This window comes from Streptomyces sp. NPDC048604, from assembly GCF_043199435.1.
Taxonomy (GTDB): Bacteria; Actinomycetota; Actinomycetes; order Streptomycetales; family Streptomycetaceae; genus Streptomyces.
In genome coordinates, this window is sequence record NZ_JBICVX010000001.1 from 109,388 (window position 1) to 127,931 (window position 18,544).

At 73.1% G+C, this 18,544-nt stretch carries 10 protein-coding genes; all 10 read left to right on the top strand.

Features of this window, described 5'->3' with window-relative positions:
- Nucleotides 1-2: 2 nt before the first annotated feature.
- Nucleotides 3-320, top strand: coding sequence for a hypothetical protein (locus ACGFMM_RS00465; RefSeq protein ID WP_393641715.1), 318 nt, complete (start codon nt 3-5; stop codon nt 318-320).
- A 10-nt stretch (nt 321-330) separates the two neighbouring features.
- Complete coding sequence (locus ACGFMM_RS00470) at nt 331-696, top strand: GPW/gp25 family protein (protein WP_393641717.1); 366 nt, start codon at nt 331-333, stop codon at nt 694-696.
- The gene (locus ACGFMM_RS00475; protein ID WP_393641719.1) at nt 693-3,434 is read left to right on the top strand and encodes a putative baseplate assembly protein; all 2,742 of its coding nucleotides are present in this window, start codon (nt 693-695) and stop codon (nt 3,432-3,434) included. The genes ACGFMM_RS00470 and ACGFMM_RS00475 overlap by 4 nt, the downstream gene beginning before the upstream one ends.
- Nucleotides 3,431-6,019 (top strand): baseplate J/gp47 family protein, encoded by a 2,589-nt coding sequence (locus ACGFMM_RS00480; RefSeq protein WP_393641721.1) that lies wholly within the window; start codon nt 3,431-3,433, stop codon nt 6,017-6,019. Before ACGFMM_RS00475 ends, ACGFMM_RS00480 begins: the two co-directional genes overlap by 4 nt.
- Nucleotides 6,016-8,196 carry a hypothetical protein gene (locus tag ACGFMM_RS00485; RefSeq protein ID WP_393641722.1) on the top strand — a complete coding sequence of 727 codons (2,181 nt, stop codon included), beginning with the start codon at nt 6,016-6,018 and terminating at the stop codon, nt 8,194-8,196. The genes ACGFMM_RS00480 and ACGFMM_RS00485 overlap by 4 nt, the downstream gene beginning before the upstream one ends.
- 16 nt (nt 8,197-8,212) lie before the next feature.
- A complete protein-coding gene (locus tag ACGFMM_RS00490; protein ID WP_393641724.1) occupies nt 8,213-11,452 on the top strand; it encodes a DUF6519 domain-containing protein in 3,240 nt (1,079 codons plus the stop codon).
- A 90-nt stretch (nt 11,453-11,542) separates the two neighbouring features.
- Nucleotides 11,543-12,058: a hypothetical protein gene (locus tag ACGFMM_RS00495; protein ID WP_393641726.1), complete on the top strand. Its 516-nt coding sequence runs from the start codon at nt 11,543-11,545 to the stop codon at nt 12,056-12,058.
- Nucleotides 12,055-13,302: a Pvc16 family protein gene (locus ACGFMM_RS00500; RefSeq protein WP_393641728.1), complete on the top strand. Its 1,248-nt coding sequence runs from the start codon at nt 12,055-12,057 to the stop codon at nt 13,300-13,302. Before ACGFMM_RS00495 ends, ACGFMM_RS00500 begins: the two co-directional genes overlap by 4 nt.
- Entirely contained in the window at nt 13,299-15,305 is a 2,007-nt protein-coding gene (locus ACGFMM_RS00505; RefSeq protein ID WP_393641730.1) for an ATP-binding protein, read from the top strand. The genes ACGFMM_RS00500 and ACGFMM_RS00505 overlap by 4 nt, the downstream gene beginning before the upstream one ends.
- Nucleotides 15,302-18,493 (top strand): DUF4157 domain-containing protein, encoded by a 3,192-nt coding sequence (locus ACGFMM_RS00510; RefSeq protein WP_393641732.1) that lies wholly within the window; start codon nt 15,302-15,304, stop codon nt 18,491-18,493. Before ACGFMM_RS00505 ends, ACGFMM_RS00510 begins: the two co-directional genes overlap by 4 nt.
- The last annotated feature ends 51 nt before the right edge of the window (nt 18,494-18,544 follow it).

Sequence of the window (18,544 nt, forward strand, 5' to 3'; positions counted from 1 at the left end):
CGATGCCCGGACCGATCCTCCACCTCGGCGCCACCGTCCTGTGCACCCACGCCGGACAGGCGACGCCGACCACGCCCTTCCCCCGTGTGACGGTCACCGGCCAGCCGGTCGTCACGATCGCCACCCCGTACGTGGTCGCCGCCTGCGGGCTCACCGGCAGCCCCACCCCGCCGTGTGTCACCGCCCAGTGGCTCGTCGGCTCCGTACGGGTGCTCGCGGGGGGCACACCCGTGGCACTGCAGTCCGGCACGTCGCTCTGCACCCCCACCGGCACCCCACTCAACCCGCTGACCGCCCAGACCCGGGCGATCGCCTCGTGAGGGACACCGCATGACCATCGATCACCCCTACGACATCGGCGGAAACGGCCGCACGGCGACGACCGATCCGGACGAGCACGTGCGCGACATGATCGAACAGCTGCTGCTCACCTCGCCCGGAGAACGCGTGATGCGGCCCGACTTCGGCGCCGGGCTGCTGGAGCTGGTCTTCGAACCGGGCGGCCCCGAGGCGGCGGCCACCACGCAGTACCTCGTCCAGACCGCCCTGGAGCGGCACCTCGGCCACGTGCTGACCGCCGACCGGGTCGAGGTGGCGGCCGTCGACTCCGCCCTGGTGGTCACCGTCTCGTACGTGGTGCTGCGGACCCGCACCCGTGACGTCGCCGCCTTCCGTGTCCCCGGCGGCCGCCCATGACCCGCTTCCCCTGTCGCAAGCCGCACCGCCTGCTCGCGCTCCAGCAGGCGGGCGCCCTCAGCGACCTCAACGGCATCGAGTACGTGGAGGTCCTCGACACCGCCGCCTCCTCCGAGGAGCTGCGCCAGCGCGTTCTGTACGTCCGGCTGGTACGGCCCGTCCCCGACATGCTCGACCGGGGCAACGTGGTCATCGACGGCGGCGAGAGCATCCCGACGGTGGAGGTCAACTGGGCGGCTCCGGGTGACAGTCCCATGGTTCCGCCCGATCTGCTCGTCGGCATCGCGGCGCCCGACCACGTGCTCGTCGTCAGCACCGCGGACCGCGGGGACTTCTCCACATACCGGCTGCGGCTCGTGATGAACCGTGAGTCGGACCTGCCGCCCGCCGGCTTCGACCCCCTGCTCGCCGAGGCCGAGTTCGCGTTCAAGGTGGAGTGCCCGAGCGACTTCGACTGCGCCCCCGCCGAAGCCTGCCCGCCCGCGGTGCCGAGCGCCCCCGCGATCGACTACCTCGCCAAGGACTTCCAGGGGTTCCGCCGGCTGATGCTGGACCGGATCTCGCTGCTCGCACCCGAGTGGACCGAACGCAACCCGGCGGACGTCGGCACGGCCCTCGTCGAGCTGATGGCGTACGTGGCCGACGAACTGTCCTACCGCCAGGACGCCGTGGCCACCGAGGCCTTCCTCGGCACCGCCCGCAGCCGGATCTCCCTGCGCCGGCACGCCCGGCTCGTCGACTACCGCGTCCACGAGGGGTGCAACGCCCGCGTCTGGGTGCGGATCGGCGTCAACGGCGGCACGGAGGTGACGCTGCCCGCCGGCACCCAGCTGCTCACGAGCGTGCCGGGCGTGGGACCGAAGGTGAAGCCGAAGTCGCAGGAGCACCGGACCGCGCTGGCGGCCCGGCCCGTCGTCTTCGAGACGGTGGAACCGGCCTTCGTGCACCGCGACCTGACCGAGATGCGCTTCCACACCTGGGGCGACCAGGGCTGCTGCCTGCCGAAGGGTGCCACGTCGGCGACGCTGCGCGGGGCCCACCCTTACCTGCGGGCCGGAGACGTGCTGGTCCTGGCCGAGACCGTGTCGCCCACCACAGGGAAAGCCGTCGACGCCGACCCGACCCGGCGGTGGGCGGTCCGGCTCGTCGACGTCCGGGATGCCGAGGACCCGGTGGGCGGGCTGTTCGAGGATCCGCAGACCGCCGATCCGCTGCCCGTGACCGAGATCGGCTGGCACGAGGAGGACGCCCTGCCGTTCCCGCTGTGTCTCGGTGTCGTCGAGGGCGGCCTGGAGACCGCCCGGGCCTGGGGCAACGTCGTCCTCGCGGACCACGGGCAGACCGTGCCCGATGCGCAGGAGCCCGGCGAGCCGCTCGGCGCGGTCCCGGGGCCGCGCCTGGTCAGGGTGGGCCGGCCGGGCGCCGGTGGCGCCACCCCGCCCGGCCCGGTACCGGTGCGCTACCGCCCGACGCTCGCCCGGGGACCGCTCACGCACGCCGTCGCGCGGCCCCCGGCCGTCCTCTTCCGGCAGGCCGCCACTCCCGCGCTGCTGGCCGAACTCACGTCACTCACCTACGACGGGGAGTTGCGGACCCTGCTGGGTTCCCACGGGCGGCGGCTGGAGGGGACGGTCACCGTCCGGGGCGCCGACCCGCTCTGGTCGATCAGTGACGGCGCGACCGTGCTGCGTGTCGTCCTTGCGCAGGACGAACTGCAGGTGTCGGAGCTGCCGCCGCCCGCGTCGGCCGTCCCCGCGTCGCGCCCCCGTGAGGCGCGTCCGGCGATCGAGCTGGTCGGGGAGCTGGGCGCGAACCGCCGGGACTGGGAGGTGCGCCCCGATCTGCTGGACAGCCCGGCCGCGGCGCCCGAGTTCACCGTCGAGGCCGAGCACGACGGAACGGCACGGCTGCGCTTCGGGGACGACGACCACGGGGCGCGGCCCAAGGAGGACACCCGGTTCTTCGCCCGCTACCGGGTGGGGAACGGGCGCGTGGGCAATGTGGGCGCGCAGTCGATCACCCATGTCGTGACGGACGTCGGCGCCGTCGTATGGGTGCTCAATCCGCTGCCCGCCGCGGGCGGGACCGACCCCGAGTCCGCGGAGGAGATCCGCCGCGACGCCCCCCGGGCCTTCGCCGTGCAGGAGCGTGCGGTCACCGAGGCCGACTGGACCGAGGTCACCGAACGCGTCGGCGCCGTGCAGCGCGCGGCGGCGACCTTCCGTTGGACCGGATCCTGGCACACCGTGTTCGTCACCGCGGACCGCCGGGGCGGCAGGCCCGTCGACGCGGAGTTCGAGCGGGACCTGCGCGCCCGGCTGGAGCGGTTCCGGCTGGCCGGCTACGACCTCGAGGTGGACGGCCCCGTGTTCGTACCCCTGGAGATCGGACTGCACGTGTGTGTGGAGCCTGCCCATCTGCGGTCCGACGTCGGGGCGGCGGTGCTCGCCCGGCTCGGCGACTCCACCCTGCCGGGTGGCGGGCGCGGGCTGTTCCACCCGGACCGGCTCACCTTCGGCCAGCCGGTGCACCTGTCCACGGTCCTCGCGGAGGTGCACGCCGTGCCCGGAGTGGAGTCGGTGGACGTCCACACCTTCCAGCGGCAGCGCAGACCGGAGACCAGCGGCCTCGAGAGCGGCGTCCTGGAGATGGGCCGGCTGGAGATCGCCCGGCTGGACAACGACCCCAACTTCCCCGAGCGCGGCGTGCTCGATCTCACCCTGGGAGGCGGCCGGTGAACGACACCGTCCTCGAAGCGGATGCCGGGACGTGCGGCTGCTGCTCGGGCACCTCCGCGCGCACCCCCGGCATCCTCGGCAACCGGCCCGGACTGCCCGAGATCGCCTACCGCAGCGGCGTCCACGGCGACTTCCGGTCGAGCATGGTCACCGCCCTCACGGACGCGAGCCGGCCGAGGCTGTCCCGGCTGCTCACCCGCGACCCCGGCGATCCGACGATCGCCCTGGTCGACGCCTGGGCGGTGGTCTGCGACGTCCTGACCTTCTACAACGAGCGCCTCGCCAACGAGTCGTACCTGCGCACCGCCACGGAGCGCGTCTCCCTCCAGGAACTCGGCCGGCTCGTGGCCTACCGGCTCGCACCCGGTGTCGCCGCGGAGACCCACCTCGCCTTCTCCCTGGAGAAGCCCCCGCCGACCGGGCCGCCGACCGGGCTTCCCCCCGACCCCGGCCTGACCCCGCCGCAGCCGCCCACGGTCGTCGAACTGCCCCGCGGCCTCAGGGTGCAGAGCGTGCCCGGACCCGGCGAACGGCCGCAGATGTTCGAGACGGTGGAGGAGCTCGGCGCGCGCCCCGAGTGGAACGCCCTTCCGGTCACCCGCACCAAGCCTCATCCGCCGGTCAAGGGCCGTGTCGACGCCTGGTTCGCCGGCGACCCGCTCCCCGTCCGGCGCGGCGACGCGATCCTCTTCGCGGGCGAGGATCTCGCCCGCGACAAGTGGGACGTCCGGCTGGTGACCGACGTCGTGCCGGACCCGGACCACAAGCGCACGTACGTCCACTGGGACCGGGGGCTCGGCTCGGACACCCCGTACAACGCACCGGCTGAGAAGCCGGCCTCCTTCGTACTGCGCAAGCGGGCCCGGGTGTTCGGCCACAACGCGCCGGTGTGGCTGGGCATGAACCAGGAGTTCCGCACCGGGTACGTGGAGGCCCACACAGGATCGGTGACCGACCCGGACTGGCCGGAGTTCGAGGCGGTCACCGAGTTCTCCGAGTTCGGGGAGGACTTCGTCGTCGACCTCGACGGACCGCATCCGGACGTCGTGGTCGGGTCCTGGGTGGTCCTGTCCCAGGAACACGTCGACGACGAAACCGACTTCTACCGCGAACTCTTCAAGGTGGTGGACCGGACGGAATTCTCCCGGGAGGCGTTCGCGGTCTCGGGCCCCGTCACCCGACTGACCCTCCAGGGTGAGCAGCGCTCGGACAGGAACCGGGGCGACGACCACGAGTTCAAGACGCCGCGCGACGTGACCGTCTTCGCCGTGTCCGAACCGCTCACCGTCGTCGAGGCGCCGGATGCCGATCCGTTGAGCGGTCTCGAGTTCCTCGTCGACGGCGACGCCACGGCCATGCTCCCGGGGCGCCGGCTCATCCTGTCCGGCCGGCTCGACGACGAAGCCGGGGAACAGACGGCCGAGGTCGTCGTCCTGGAGTCCGCCGAGGCCGAGGGCGCCCGGACACGGGTCACCTTGACCGAGGCTCCCGAGGCCCGCTACCGACGCGCGACCGCGGTGCTGTTCGGGAACGTCGTGAAGGCCACCCACGGTGAGACGGTGCAGCAGGTCCTCGGCGACGGCGACGCCCGTCGCGCCTTCCAGACCATGCCGTTGCTGCACAGCCCGCTCACGCACGTCCGAAACGAGACCCCGGAGGGCTTCGCCTCCACGCTCACCGTCCGGGCCGACGAGGTAGCCTGGCGCGAACTGCCCACCCTGTACGGGGCGAAGGCCGACGACCGGGTGTTCACCACCCGAGACGAACCCGACGGCTCCGTCGTGGTGGCCTTCGGGGACGGACTGCGCGGAGCCCGGCTCCCCTCGGGATCGCACAACGTCCGCGCGACCTACCGCAAGGGCGCCGGCCTCGCCGGGAACCTGCCGGCCGACCGGCTGTCCCAGCTCATGGACCGGCCGCTCGGCGTCAAGGCCGCCACCAACCCGGTCGCCGCCGAGGGCGGCGTCGACCCCGAGGACGGACGGCACGCCCGGGAGTCGACGCCGCTCGCCACCCGTACCCTCGGCCGTGCCGTGTCGCTCCGCGACTACGCCGACTTCGCCCTCGCCTTCTCCGGAATCTCACTCGCCCGGGCCGAGGTGCTGCCGCTGCGGACCGGGCGGACGATCGTCGTCAGCGTCTGCGGCCCCGACGGCGGCGCGGCCCCCGCCGTCACCGTCGCGCATCTCGCGGCGGCCATGGGCCGGTACGGGGACCCCCTGGCCCGCGTCGAGGTCCTGTCGGCCCGTCAGACGCGGTTCCGGCTGGGGCTCGGGGTGCGGGTGGATCCCGCTCGCGAGGCGAAGGCCGTGCTCGCCGCCGTCGAGACCGCGCTGCGTGCCGCGTACGCGCCGCTGGTCCGCGGAATCGCCACACCGGTGCACCGCTCGCAGGTGGTGGCCGTCGCGGCGAGCGTGCCGGGCGTCGTCGCCGTCGACCTGGACCTGCTGTACCGCGACAGACCGGGCATGGAGAGCCGTCTCATCGCCGCCGGGGCGTCCGTCGACGGACGCGGCCGGGCGGTCGCGGCCGAGTTGCTCGCCCTCGCCGAAGCCCCCTTCGACCGGCTGCAGGAGCTGCCATGACCACACCCCGTCCCAAGCCCTCCGCCGCCGCCGACCGGCTGTACGCCCTGCTGCCCGCGGTGTACCGGCTGCGCGACGCGGAGCGGGGCGGAGCGCTGCGTGAACTCGTCGACGTAATCGCCACCCAGATCGACGTCCTGGAAGAAGATCTCGAGCAGCTCTACGACGACCAGTTCATCGAGACCTGCGCCCCCTGGGTGGCGCCGTACATCGGTGATCTCATCGGCTACCGGATGCTGCACGGTGTGGCGGACAAGGTCCGCTCGCCGCGCGCCGAGGTGGCCCACACCATCGCGTACCGGCGCCGCAAGGGCACGGCCGCCGCGCTGGAGCAGCTCGCGAGGGACGTCACCGGCTGGCCGGCCCGTGCCGTCGAGTTCTTCGAACGCCTCGTGACCACCCAGTACATGAACCACACCCGGCCGCACGCGCGCGTCACCCCCAGCATGCGCGATCGGGAGGCGCTGTCCTGGGGCACCCGCATGAACGGCGCCTTCGACGACCTCCTCCACACGGCCGACGTACGCGCCATCGGCACTCCCGCACCGCGACGCCCCGGACGGTACGGCATCCCGAACGTCGGCATCTTCCTCTGGCGCACCGAGGCCGTACGCCTCGACCGGGCACCGCTCACCCCCCACGCCGAAGGCGACCGACGCCGCTACCGTTTCGACACGCTGGGCAGCGACTCCCGGCTCTTCGGCAGGCCCCGCACCGAGGAGGAGATCACCCACCTCGCCGAGCCCGAGGACGTCCCCCTGCCACTGGACCGCCGCCGGCTGAGCGACCGCCTCGACGCGTATTACGGGAGCGAAGGCAGCCTGCTGCTCTCGCGCGGCGTACGCGATACGGCCGGAGCATGGCGGTTCACCCCCGTCCCGCCCTCCGAGATCACCGTCTGCGACCTGTCGGACCTGCCCGGCGGCGCTGGGACGTGGGCGCACGAGCCCGCCGCGGGCAAGGTCGCGATCGACCCCGTCCTGGGGCGGGTGTTCTTCGGCACGGCCGTCCCGGAGACGACCAAGCCGGTCGCCACCCACCACTACGGTCTCGCCGTGCCGGTGGGTGCCCGGGGGTCGGCGCGCGGCGAGGAGGTGACTCCCCTCCCGCACCGCAGGGTCGCCGACGGCGAGGCGCAGCAGGCCGTCCTCGACGGGCTCGCCGACGGCGGGACGCTGCGCATCGCCGACTCCGACCGGTACGACGACCTGCACACGGTGCGCACCACCACGGCCGGGACCGGCCTGCCGGACACCACCGTGTGGGTACGCGCCGACGACGCCACCCGCCCCACGCTCGTGGCCCCGGACTGCCTGCGCCTCGCGATGGGCCCGCGCACCGAGGTCGTCCTCGACGGGCTCCTGGTCGCCGGCGGACCCGTCGTCCTGGAGGAGCAGGGCGACGGGGGCAACCGCACGATCGAACTGCGCGACTGCACCCTCGTCCCGGGCCAGAGCCGGACCGCCGACGGCCGGCCGGTCCACCCCGAGCGCGCCTCCCTGCTCGTCCTCGACCCCTTCGCCACGGTGCGGCTGACCCGATGCGTCCTCGGACCGATCGTCGCCGTCGAAGGCGCCGACATCACGCTCACCGACTGCGTCGTCGACGCCTCCGCCCCGACGGCGGTCGCCTACTGCGGACGTCCCGCACCCGCCGACGGCAGCATGCGCACCGTTCCCGACGCGGCCGCGCAGGCGGTGGGCGCGGGCAGCGAACCGGGCGGCGGCCTCCACCTGCACGAGTGCACCGTCATCGGAGGCATCCACGCCTCCGAACTCCACGCGTCCAACTCGCTGCTCGTCGCCGAACTCGCTCCGGGCGATGCCCGGGAGGCCGCCGTGTGGGCGCGGCGCAGGCAGAAGGGCTGCCTGCGCTTCTCCTACGTGCCGGAGGACTCGCGCACGGGACGCCGCTACCGGTGCCGCCCGGACCCCGCCGACCCGCCGGGCACGCGACGCGCCACCCGCCCGCGCTTCACCTCGCTCCGTTTCGGCGACCCCGCGTACGCCCAGCTCGGCACCACCACGCCGGACACGATCCGGCGCGGTGCCGACGACGAGAGCGAGATGGGCGCGACCCATCTGCTGTTCACCCCGCGGCGGGAGAGCGATCTCCTGCTGCGGCTCGACGAGTACCTCCGCTTCGGCCTCGAAGCGGGCTTCTTCTACGCGACCTGAGCAAGGAGGCCTCCCGATGGGAGCCGATCTGAGCCGCGTGCGGTTCGACGCGCTGCGCGACCACTCCGGCGTCGTCATGCAGCAGGGCCGACTGCTGCTCGACTCCGACTGGAACGAGTTCGCGGCGATCGTCGACCGCCGGCTGCGTGCCGCCGCCGCCGATCTCGGCAGCCCCGGGATCTCGGAGGGATTCACCGGCGTCGCCGCCGTGCCGCGAACGACACCGGACGCCTTCCGGATCACCAGCGCGGCCGGCGGCCTCACCATCGGCCGCGGCCGCATGTACGTCGACGGCCTGCCGGCGGAGAACCACGGCACGGGCGACGAGCTCGCCTTCGACCCGCTGCTCGCCGGCCCGGTACGCACGCAGGACACCCCGTACGGGAATCAGCCGTACTGGACGGCCCCGACGCCGCTGCCCGAAACCGGCACCCATGTGGTGTATCTGGACGTGTGGCAGCGCGAGGTCACCCCGCTCCAGGCGCCGGACCTGGTCGAGGAGGCCGTGGGCGTCGACACCACCGCCCGTACCCAGACCGTGTGGCGGGTGCGCGTGCACGAGCCCGACACGCCCGGCGTCCACTGCGGCACCAAGGAGGAGGACATCCCCGGCTGGGCCGAGCTCATCGCCCCCTCCGCCGGCCGGCTCACCACCGGTGCGATCCCCGTGGCCGCACCCGACAACCCGTGCGCGCTGCCGCCCACCGGTGACTACCGCGGGCTCGAGAACCAGACCTACCGGGTGCAGATCCACGACGGGGGACCCGCCGGCACCGCCACGTTCAAGTGGTCCCGCGACAACGGCTCGGTCGCCATGCGGGTCGCCGAGGTCCTGGCGCAGGACCGGCTGCGGCCCGAGCACCTGGGCCGGGACACGGTGCTCGGGCTGCGCGAGAACGACTGGGTGGAGATCCTCGACGACCAACAGGAACTCGACGAGCGGCCCGGCCACATGCGCCGGATCACCGAGGTGCACGGCGACGGAACGATCACCATCAGCCCACCGCTCCCGGCCGAGCTGACCGCGACGACCGAGGAGGAGCTGCGGCGGAACCTGGTGATCCGCCGCTGGGACAACACGGGCACGATCAGGAGCGCGGACGGCACCGTGCTCGAGGACCTCGACGCCGACGAGTCCGCCGGGGTCATCAAGGTGCAGGCCGGGGGCGTGGCCGTCGTCCTGGAACACGGCGTCACCGTGACGCTCGACGCCCCCGGCGGTGTCTTCCGCAGCGGCGACCACTGGATCTTCACCGCGCGCACCGCCACGGCCACCGTCGAGAAGCTGGACGCGGCGCCCCCGTTGGGCGTCCACCACCACTACGCCCGCCTGGCCGTCGTCACGTTCCCCGACGAGGCACACGACTGCCGCACCCTGTGGCCGGCCGACGGGCACTGCGGCGACTGCACGGTCTGTGTCACCCCCGAGTCGCACGCCAGTGGTGTCATGACCGTGCAGGCCGCGGTGGACTCCGTCTCCGAACGCGGCGGCACGGTCTGTCTCGCGCAGGGCGTCTACCACCTCGGCGAGGAGCCCGTACGCATGCGGGGGGCACGGTCGGTTCGGGTGCGCGGGCAGGGCCCCGCCACCCTGCTCATCGGCGAGCGGGGCGGCTTCGACATCAGCCTCTCGGCCTTCGTCACGCTGGAGGACTTCGCGCTGATCTCCAGCAGTCAGCGGCCGGGGATCCAGATCGCCGTCACGGCCGAGGTCGCCGTCCGGCGGCTCAGCGTGCTGATCGCCGGCGGCGGGGAGGGCAGCGGCCAGGGCCCGGCGGTCCAGCTGTCCGGCGTGTCGCTGCGGACCCGCATCCAGGACTGCGAGCTGGTGGGGCGCATCGGCATCGAGTCCCGTGAGCACCTCGACGACGAGGGCGAGGAGGGCGAGGAGGGAGGCGCGCTCAGGGCACACCTGCTGACGGCCGATCTGGAGATCAGCGGCAACCTGCTGATGTGCTGGTGGTCGGGCGTGCAGTTCGCCGGCAGCGCGGCCCACCTGCTCGGCAACACCGTCCGCGGCAACCAGGTGCTCTTCGCACAGGGCGCGGGGCTCAGGTTCGTCGGCGCCGTCGCCCCCTGGGCCTCCTTCGACATCGCCGACAACCACGTGCAGAGCAAGGGCGTCGGCGTCGCGATCGGGGCGAGCGGATACACAGTCCGGGACAACACGATCGCCGGCCACCCGGACCCGGAGACCGGCTCCGGGGACGGGATCGTCGTACGAGCCGGCGTGTCCGGCGTACTGCGCGGCACCACCCGTGTCTCGGGCAACCACATCAGCCGGATCCAGGGCGTGGGCGTGCGCGTCCGGGTGCCCACCGGCGACCTCCACGTCTCGCACAACACGATCGACGGAGCCGCCGACGGGGGAATCGTGGTCACGGAGCGCGGCAGGCTCGCCGAGGCCGTGATCGTCGGCAACACCGTGCGCGACGTCGCCTCGAACACCTGGGCCGCGGACGACGGTACCTACGGCATCCGCGTCGTCGGCGCGGCCCACGCGCTCGTCGGCTCCAACACGGTCTCCGGCCTCACCACCGAGTTCGACCAGGACGAGGAGGGGGGCAGCCCGCACCGCAGGACCGGGGTGACCCTGCTGGCATGCCGGGAGTCCCGGGTCCACGCCAACACCGTCGAGGGGATCGGGCCGGAAGAGCCTTTCGAGACCGACCGGCTCCTCGGCATCCACGTCTGCGTCTTCGCCCGCACCGCCGTCGAGGGCAACGTCTGCCGGCGGATCCCCGGGGACGTCGACCACGACGGCCACGAAGGGTGGAGCGGCCTGCTGGTGGGGAACGATCCCGGATTCGACGACGGGGACCCCGGCACCCCGGCCAACGGAGTCGGGCACATCGGCCCGTACGTCTCGGTCGTCACCGACCGGATCTCGTACCTCATCGGCCGCCACACGGCGTTCGTCCTCGCTTCGGACGATGTCAGCGCGATCGTCTCGGCCAACACCCTCACCGGCGCGGCCGAATACCCCGCGGCGCACATCGACGTGCCCGGAGACGCCGTCGTCTCCGCCAACCAGTTCCGCCAGCACGGCGACTCGGACCCGCCGGCGCTCGTCGTCAAGGCCACGTCGGCGACGGTGACCGGCAACCGCGCAAGGGGCGGCCATCCGTCCATCGACCTCGACGTCAACCCGAAATGGCTCGCCGTACTCGGCAACGTCACCACCAACGGCATCGGCCCGATGGGCCACATCGATTCCAAGTGGCTCAACCTCAATGTCATCCAGGGTCCACTCTGACGACGGTCCTTCCGCCCCGCCCATCGGTGCGGACATCCACCCCTCACGCACCCGAACCACCCCACCCCACCGCCGGAAGGACCCGCACCGATGCCGATCGTCGTCGTCGAGCAGGAGAAGACCGTCGCCGCCCTCGCCGCCCGGCTCGTGAAGGCCAGAACCTCCAAGGCGGCGAAGGAAAGGGCCGCGCAAGCGATCCGCGAGGCGAATCCAGGTCTCGACCTCGAGCATCTGCGCCCGGGGATGGTCGTGGTCGTGCCACGGCTGGCGGAGACTCGCGACGACATCCCGGACGTCGTCAAGGAAGCCCTGGAAAACCTCTTCGAGCAGATCGGCACCGAGCTCACCGAGCTCATCAACGCCGCACGGAATGCTCAGGAGGCCGACGACTCCGAACGCGAGGAGACGAAAGAGGTGTTGGACGCCGAGAAGGTGCAGGCCGCCGCCCAGAACGACACCAAGCTCCAGTACAACCTGGACAGCGTCCGCACGACGCTCGAATCCGACGGGACGACGAACCACGAGATCACCGACAGCCTGATCAACGGCACCGAACAGTGGTTCACGGACCTCGACGACCTCAGCACGCTGTGGTGGGACCGGTGAGCAACGCCCTCGCCGTGCCCGCCGTCACCGCCGCGCTCACCACCCACGTGCAGACGGCCGTGAACCGGCTCGGGATCACTCCGGGGCCGGTGGTCGCCCCCGGCTCCCTCGACGACACGGGAGACAACGCCCGCGTCGGCGTGCACCTGTACCGCGTCACGCGCAACCCCACAGTCTCCCTCGCGGATCTGCCCACCCGCTCGTCCTCCGGTCACCTGCGGCAGAAACCGAGAGCCGCCCTCGACCTGCACTACCTGTTCACCTTCCGCGGCTCCAACGAGTGGGAGACCCAGCTGCTTCTGGCCGGTACGGCGGCCGCGCTGCACACCGCCCCCGTCGTGACCGACGCTCTGCTGACCGAGGCCGCGACGGCTCACCCCGAGATCGCCGACAACGATCTGGCGGAGGCGGACGAGCCGGTCCGCTTCACGCCCGAGGCGCTGTCGACCGACGAACTGACCCGCCTGTGGGCGCTCTACCCGCCCGCCTCCTTCACGGTGACGCTGGCCGTCGTCGCCGGCCCCGTGCTCGTGGACGGCCACGGAGATCCCGGAGCGGTCCTCCCGGTCCGCACACTGCTCGCCGGCGCAGCGCCCTTCACCCCGCCCCGGCTGGACAGCGCCGCGGGACCCGAGGGCAGGGGTGCTCCCGTCCGGGCCGCCTCGCCGATGCCCGATCTCCATCTGCACGGCCACGCCCTCTCCGCCCGCGACGGCGAGACGAGCGAGGTGCTGGTCGACGGCGTCCCGGCGTCCGGTGTCGCCGCCGTGGACGACACGCACCTCGTGGTGGCCTCACCGGCACTCGCCCCCGGTCCGCGGCGGATCACCGTCCGCAGGAGCGGGGCGCCGCTGGATCCCGTGCTCTCGACGACGCGCCCGACGCAGGTCAGCGCGCCGGTGGTGGTGATGGTGGTCCCCGCCCTCGGCACGGTCACCCCCACCACCGGCGCCGGCACACAGCCGGGACTGCGCACGGGAACCGTCTCGGTCGACGTGACCCCGTCGCTCGGGCACGGCAACCGGGTGCGGCTGCTGCTCGACGCCACGACACCCGGGTCGGCGGTGTCGCTCACCCTGACCGCCGAACTGCCCGCCGGTGATCCCCCCACCGCACAGGTGGACTTCGCGGTGACCGACGCCCCCGCGGGCCGGTATCGCGTCACTCTGGAGGTCGACGGCGCACGCAGTCTCCCGACCCTGGACTCCCACGGCCTCTACGTCCTTCCGGTGGTGACCCTGTGACCCTGTCCGACACGCACCCCCGGCTCGACGCGGACGACCGCGGCCGGCTCTGGGCCCGCGACAACCAGCGGCATCTCGCGCTGGCGGCCGCCGCCGTGGCGGCCCGCCTCGACGCCCGCCCGGACGAGGCGGACGAACCCGCCCGCGCCGCCGAGCTGCTCGCCGCCGAGGTCCGGGAGACGACGGGCCTGCCCACGGCGCTCGACCGGCTCTGCGGACTGTTCGCCCTCACGGCGTTCGAGCGGGACGTGCTGGTCGCGGTCGCCGCGCCCGAGCTGGGGATGCCGACGGCGACGGGCCCCGTCACCTTCGCCCGCGCCCTGGCCGAACTGCCTGACGCGCACTGGAGCGCCCTGCTGCCCGACGCGCCGCTGCGCGGCTGGCGGCTGCTCGACCTGCCGGCCCAGCTCCCGCCGACCGAGTTCGGCGGCCTGTCCCAACTGCCCCTCGCCGTCGACGAGCGCATTCTGCACGCCCTGCTGGGGGCCGACACCACGGACGACCGGCTCGCCGGGCGCGCCCGCCTCGTCACCGGGCAGTGCCGGCTGGCTTCACGGCAGAGCGCGGTCGTGGCTTCCCTGGCCGCACTGGTCCGTCCCGCCCCCGGCACCGAGGGCTGTCTGCTCACCGGCGAGGACCGGCTCACCCGGCGGCAGGCCGTCGTCGACGCAGCCGAGCGCATCGGGCTGACCGTCCTCGCCGTCGACGGTCTGGATCTGCCCGACGCCGCACCCGCCACGGACACCCTCGCGCGCCTGCTCGCCCGCGAGGCCGGGCTCGGGCTGCGGCTGCTGCTCGTCGAAGGAGCCCCCGAGTCCCTGCCGCGCTGCGTGCGGCTGCTGACCGCCGGAGCGCCGCTCGGCGTACCCGCCGTGCTGTCGGCCGACGAGGCGCCGGCGGGCAGCGATCTGCCGGTGCTGTGGCTGCCGGCCGCGACGGCGGACGAACGCCGGGACCTGTTCGCCGTGGCCCTGAACGAGGCGGGCCTGGCCGGGGACGCGGGCGAACTCGCCGACCGGCACCCGCTCACACCGGCGGGCATCGCGCTGGCCGTCGAGCGGTCCGGCCGGCTCGCCGCCGCCCCCGGGGCCGCGGAACCGGACGCCTCCGGCCCACGAGTCACGGGGCCGGGGACCGGCGGCACCGGGACCCCCGACATCTCCACCGCCTGCCGGGCCGTCGCCGAGCGACCCTTGCACGGTCTGGCGACGGTACGCCGACCGGTGGCGGGCTTCGACGACCTGATCCTGCCCGATCAGGCGACGCGGTCCCTGCGCGCGCTGCTCGCGCACGTGCGGCGGCGCCGACGGGTGCACGGTGAGTGGGGGTACGCCGAGCGGGGCCGCGGCCTCGCGGTCACCGCGCTGTTCGCCGGCCCCAGCGGCACCGGCAAGACCACGGCCGCCGAGGCGGTCGCCCACGAGCTGGGCTTCGACGTGATCGCCGCGGACCTCAGCCAGGTCGTCAGCAAGTACATCGGCGAGACGGAGAAGCACCTCGCCCGGCTGTTCGACGCCGCCGAGACCGGATCGGTGCTGCTCTTCGACGAGGGGGACGCCCTCTTCGCCAAGCGCACCCAGGTACGCGACAGCCGGGACCGCTACGCCAACCTCGAGGTGTCGTACCTGCTCCAGCGTCTGGAGACCTTTCGCGGTGTCGCGATCCTGACCACGAACGCCCGCGAGGCCATCGACCCCGCGTTCGTCCGCCGGATGCGGTTCGTCGTGAACTTCCCGTTCCCGGACGCCGAGCAGCGGGCCCGGCTGTGGGCGGGCGCCTTCCCGCCGGGCGTGCCCACCGATGGTCTCGATCCGCGTCTGCTGGCCCAACTTGCGGTCAGCGGCGGCACCGTCGCCCAGCTCGCGATGCACGCCGCGTTCCTCGCCGCGGACGAAGGAGCGCCCGTGGGCATGCGCCATGTCCTCGACGCCGCGAGAATCGAGTGCGACAAGCTCGAACGCCCGCTGGCCGCGGGCGAGATCCGCGGCTGGGTCCCGTCATGACCGAACCCGCCCACAGCACAGCCGCTTCGGGACTCCAGGGCCAGGGCGCGCCGCTCGAACCGGGCGTGCGCGACCAGCTCTCCACGAGCTACGGGCACGACTTCTCTCCCGTACGTGTGCACGTGGGCCCCGAGGCGGCCCGCGCGGCCGGCGAACTCGGCGCCCTCGCCTACACCGTGGGCGACGACGTCGTCTTCTCGCAGGGCGCGTACGACCCCTTGTCCCGCCGCGGCCGGGCCCTCATCGCACACGAACTGGCCCATGTCGCCCAGCACGACGGCCGTCCCGCCGCACCGGGATTCCTGCGGACGCATCCGTCGGTGGCCCCGCCCGCCGCCGACGCCCGGCTGGAGCGGCAGGCGCACACCGCGGCGGCGTTCCACGCGCGCGGCGAGCCGCTTCCCGCCGCATGGCGGTGGGAGCGGGCCTCCAGTCCCTTCCTGGGCCGCGCCGACATGAGCTGGACGAAGCTCGAAGCCCCGGACCAGTACACGGTCGACTACGCGGACGAGAAGCGCACCGTCCAGGAGGAGCAGCGCTCTCCCGGTGACCCGGCCGGCATGGTCCGCGTCAACCTGGGCACGTTCGTCGTCCCGCAGAGCAAGGGCCCCTGGAAGGAGACGTACGACGCCATCGCCAAGGCCCAGGGCCTGCAGGCGGTCGTCAAGATGTCCGGGAGCCGCCCGAGTTCCGGTCTCTGGGCGAAGCGGGCGCCGACGAAGGAACTGCGCAATCTGTGGCTGCTGCGGATGCAGTGGCCCCGGGACCAGGCCGCGGCCTGGTGGAAGGACGCCGGCGGGGACGCCTCCGCCACGGGCACGGACTTCAACCCGCATGTGGACTCCGTGCAGTCCCAGATCGACCACGTCGTCGAGCTCCAGCTCGGTGGGACCAACGTGCCCGAGAACCTCGCCCCGCACGACGGGCCCGACAACGAGCACAGCGGCCGCACCATCGCCCAGCACGTACAGCAGGCCGCCGCCTCCGTCTCGGACCAGCTGAGCGCCAAGGGACGGAAGCGGCCGGATCACGTGGTCCTCTGGTTCGGCAGCGCCAAGCAGGACGAGCAGTACGGCAAGGCGGTGAAGCCGCTCGAACCGCCCTTCGCGACCCGCAAGGCCACGTCTGCACTCCAGGTGCACTTCACGGCGGAGGCCGACCTGAAGGCGGGGCGGCGGCCCACGGCGGAGGATCTGAAGAAGGCCGCCGACGCCTGGGCCGCCTACAAGCCCTACCCGCTGGTCAGCGGCCCGAGCCGGCAGACCCTGCGGGTGCCGGAGAAACCGGCGGGCGACGGCCACGACGACATCGAGACCAGCGCCGTCCCGGAGAACCGTGCCGCCCGGGAACTGATCGCGGGGGTCGTGCTCGACAAGCTGACCCGCCCGTCGTCGGGCAAGGGAGCACACACGATCACCGCCTGGATCGACCACAAGGACCACCAGGTACGAGCCGGCACCCGACTGCCCATCAGCATCCCGGACCCCGCCGACAAGAAGCTCACCCTGGACGTGAAGGACCCCTTCACGAAGGGGGCTCTGTCGCTGCACGGCGGGGATCAGAAGATCCGCTTCCTGTACCCCTACCTGTCCTCCGGCCGGCTCACGCTCTCCGCGACCGAGGCGGGGCTCGAAGGGCACGGCACCCTCACTCCCAGCGTTCCGCTGCTGTCCCGGGTGCCCCTCTCCGTGGACTGGGACCGCAATGGCTTCCGCGGCTCGGCCCAGGCGCCCGCCGACAAGCTGTCGCTGCCGCCGTTCAAGGTCACCGAGGCCGCCCTCGCGCTGAGCCTGGCACCGCAGCTTCAGGTCGGCGGCCATGTCGCCTTCGTCCTCGGCTCTGTCGTCACCGGACGCGTGGACGCCGGGGTGGACGCCCAAGGGCTGTTCGCCAAGGGCAGGCTGGTCGGGCGCATCCCCGGTCTCGACGAGGCGACCGGCGACGTGGAGTACCGCCCCACGACCGGGCTCAACGGATTCTTCGTCGCACGCGCCTCCCGGCCCTCCGGGCTGGTGCGCGGCGGTGAGGTGCGGCTCGACGTCGCCGGCAGCGCGTGGCGGGTCGGCGGGACGGTCGACCTGATGCTGCCCGGTGAGAGCAAGGCCCAGCTGACCGTCCGCAGAACCGGCGACCGGATCCTCTACGGCGGGAAGGCCCTCCTCAACGTCCCCGGCCTGCGACCGGTGAACGTCGACGTGACCTACGACGGCGAGCGCGTCTCGGGAAGCGCCCGGACGACCTTCGCCCTGCTGGGCGCCGAGGGCGAGATCGCCCTGCGCTACCGGGACGGCCTCTTCAGCGGCGACGGATCCGTCGAGCTCAGGCGAGGCAGGTTCGCCGGGCGGCTCGAGGCGCACCTCGACGACGACGGCCGGATCAGCGGCCGCGGCACCGGCAGTCTGACGATCCGCCCCGGTCTGGTCGGCACCGTCGGCGTCGAGTACGGCCGCGACCGGAAGCTTCGCGTCTCCGGTGAGCTGCGCTTCCCGCCGTACCGCTTCCTCGAACCGCGAGGCGCGCGCCACGAGCTGTTCCGGCACAGTCTGCCCGACATCCCGATCTTCGCGATCCCGCTGGGCATCGGAGCGGTCGGACTGGTCGCGCGGATCGGCGGCGGTCTGGCCGTGTTCTACCGCTTCGGCCCGGGCGAGATCCGGGACATGGTCATCCGTGGCGCCTTCAACCCCCTCGAAGAGGAGATGAACGCCGAACTCGCCGCGGAGGCACGGCTCGTGCTCCCCGCGGAAGCCGGCCTGGAGCTCTTCGTACGCGCTGGGCTCGGTGCGTCCGTGGCCATCGCGAGCGCCACCGGCGGCATCACCCTCACCGGTGGCGTCCTGCTGCGCGGCGGCCTCGAAGCCACGGCCAAGCTCGCCTACGCGAAGGGTGTTCTGGCCTTCGACACACTGGCCCGCATCAGCGTGCAGCCCGTCCTGACCCTGCGCATCGAGGCGGACATCCTCATCGAGGCGGCCGTCGGCGGTCCTTGGCGCTTCCCCTACCAACTGGCGTCCTATTCGTTCGCCACGGGCCTCGAGTTCGGCCTGGTCGCACCGTTCCACTACCGGTCGGACCAGCCGCTGCGCCTGCCCGAGGCACGCGACATCCAGTGGATCGTTCCGCAGATCGACGTCGGCGCCCTGGCGAACCGCGTGGCGGGCCAGGTCCGCTCCGGCCTGGGCTTCTAACCGCGAGAAAGGCAAGCAGCCGGCGTGCAATGTGAGCAGGGGGTCAGGCGC

Excerpts from the sequence above, each read along its gene's own strand:
- ACGFMM_RS00465 (WP_393641715.1), top strand. The coding sequence starts at position 3 with ATGCCCGGACCGATCCTCCACCTCGGCGCCACCGTCCTGTGCACCCAC.
- ACGFMM_RS00470 (WP_393641717.1), top strand. The coding sequence starts at position 331 with ATGACCATCGATCACCCCTACGACATCGGCGGAAACGGCCGCACGGCG.
- ACGFMM_RS00475 (WP_393641719.1), top strand. The coding sequence starts at position 693 with ATGACCCGCTTCCCCTGTCGCAAGCCGCACCGCCTGCTCGCGCTCCAG.
- ACGFMM_RS00485 (WP_393641722.1), top strand. The coding sequence starts at position 6,016 with ATGACCACACCCCGTCCCAAGCCCTCCGCCGCCGCCGACCGGCTGTAC.
- ACGFMM_RS00490 (WP_393641724.1), top strand. The coding sequence starts at position 8,213 with ATGGGAGCCGATCTGAGCCGCGTGCGGTTCGACGCGCTGCGCGACCAC.
- ACGFMM_RS00495 (WP_393641726.1), top strand. The coding sequence starts at position 11,543 with ATGCCGATCGTCGTCGTCGAGCAGGAGAAGACCGTCGCCGCCCTCGCC.
- ACGFMM_RS00510 (WP_393641732.1), top strand. The coding sequence starts at position 15,302 with ATGACCGAACCCGCCCACAGCACAGCCGCTTCGGGACTCCAGGGCCAG.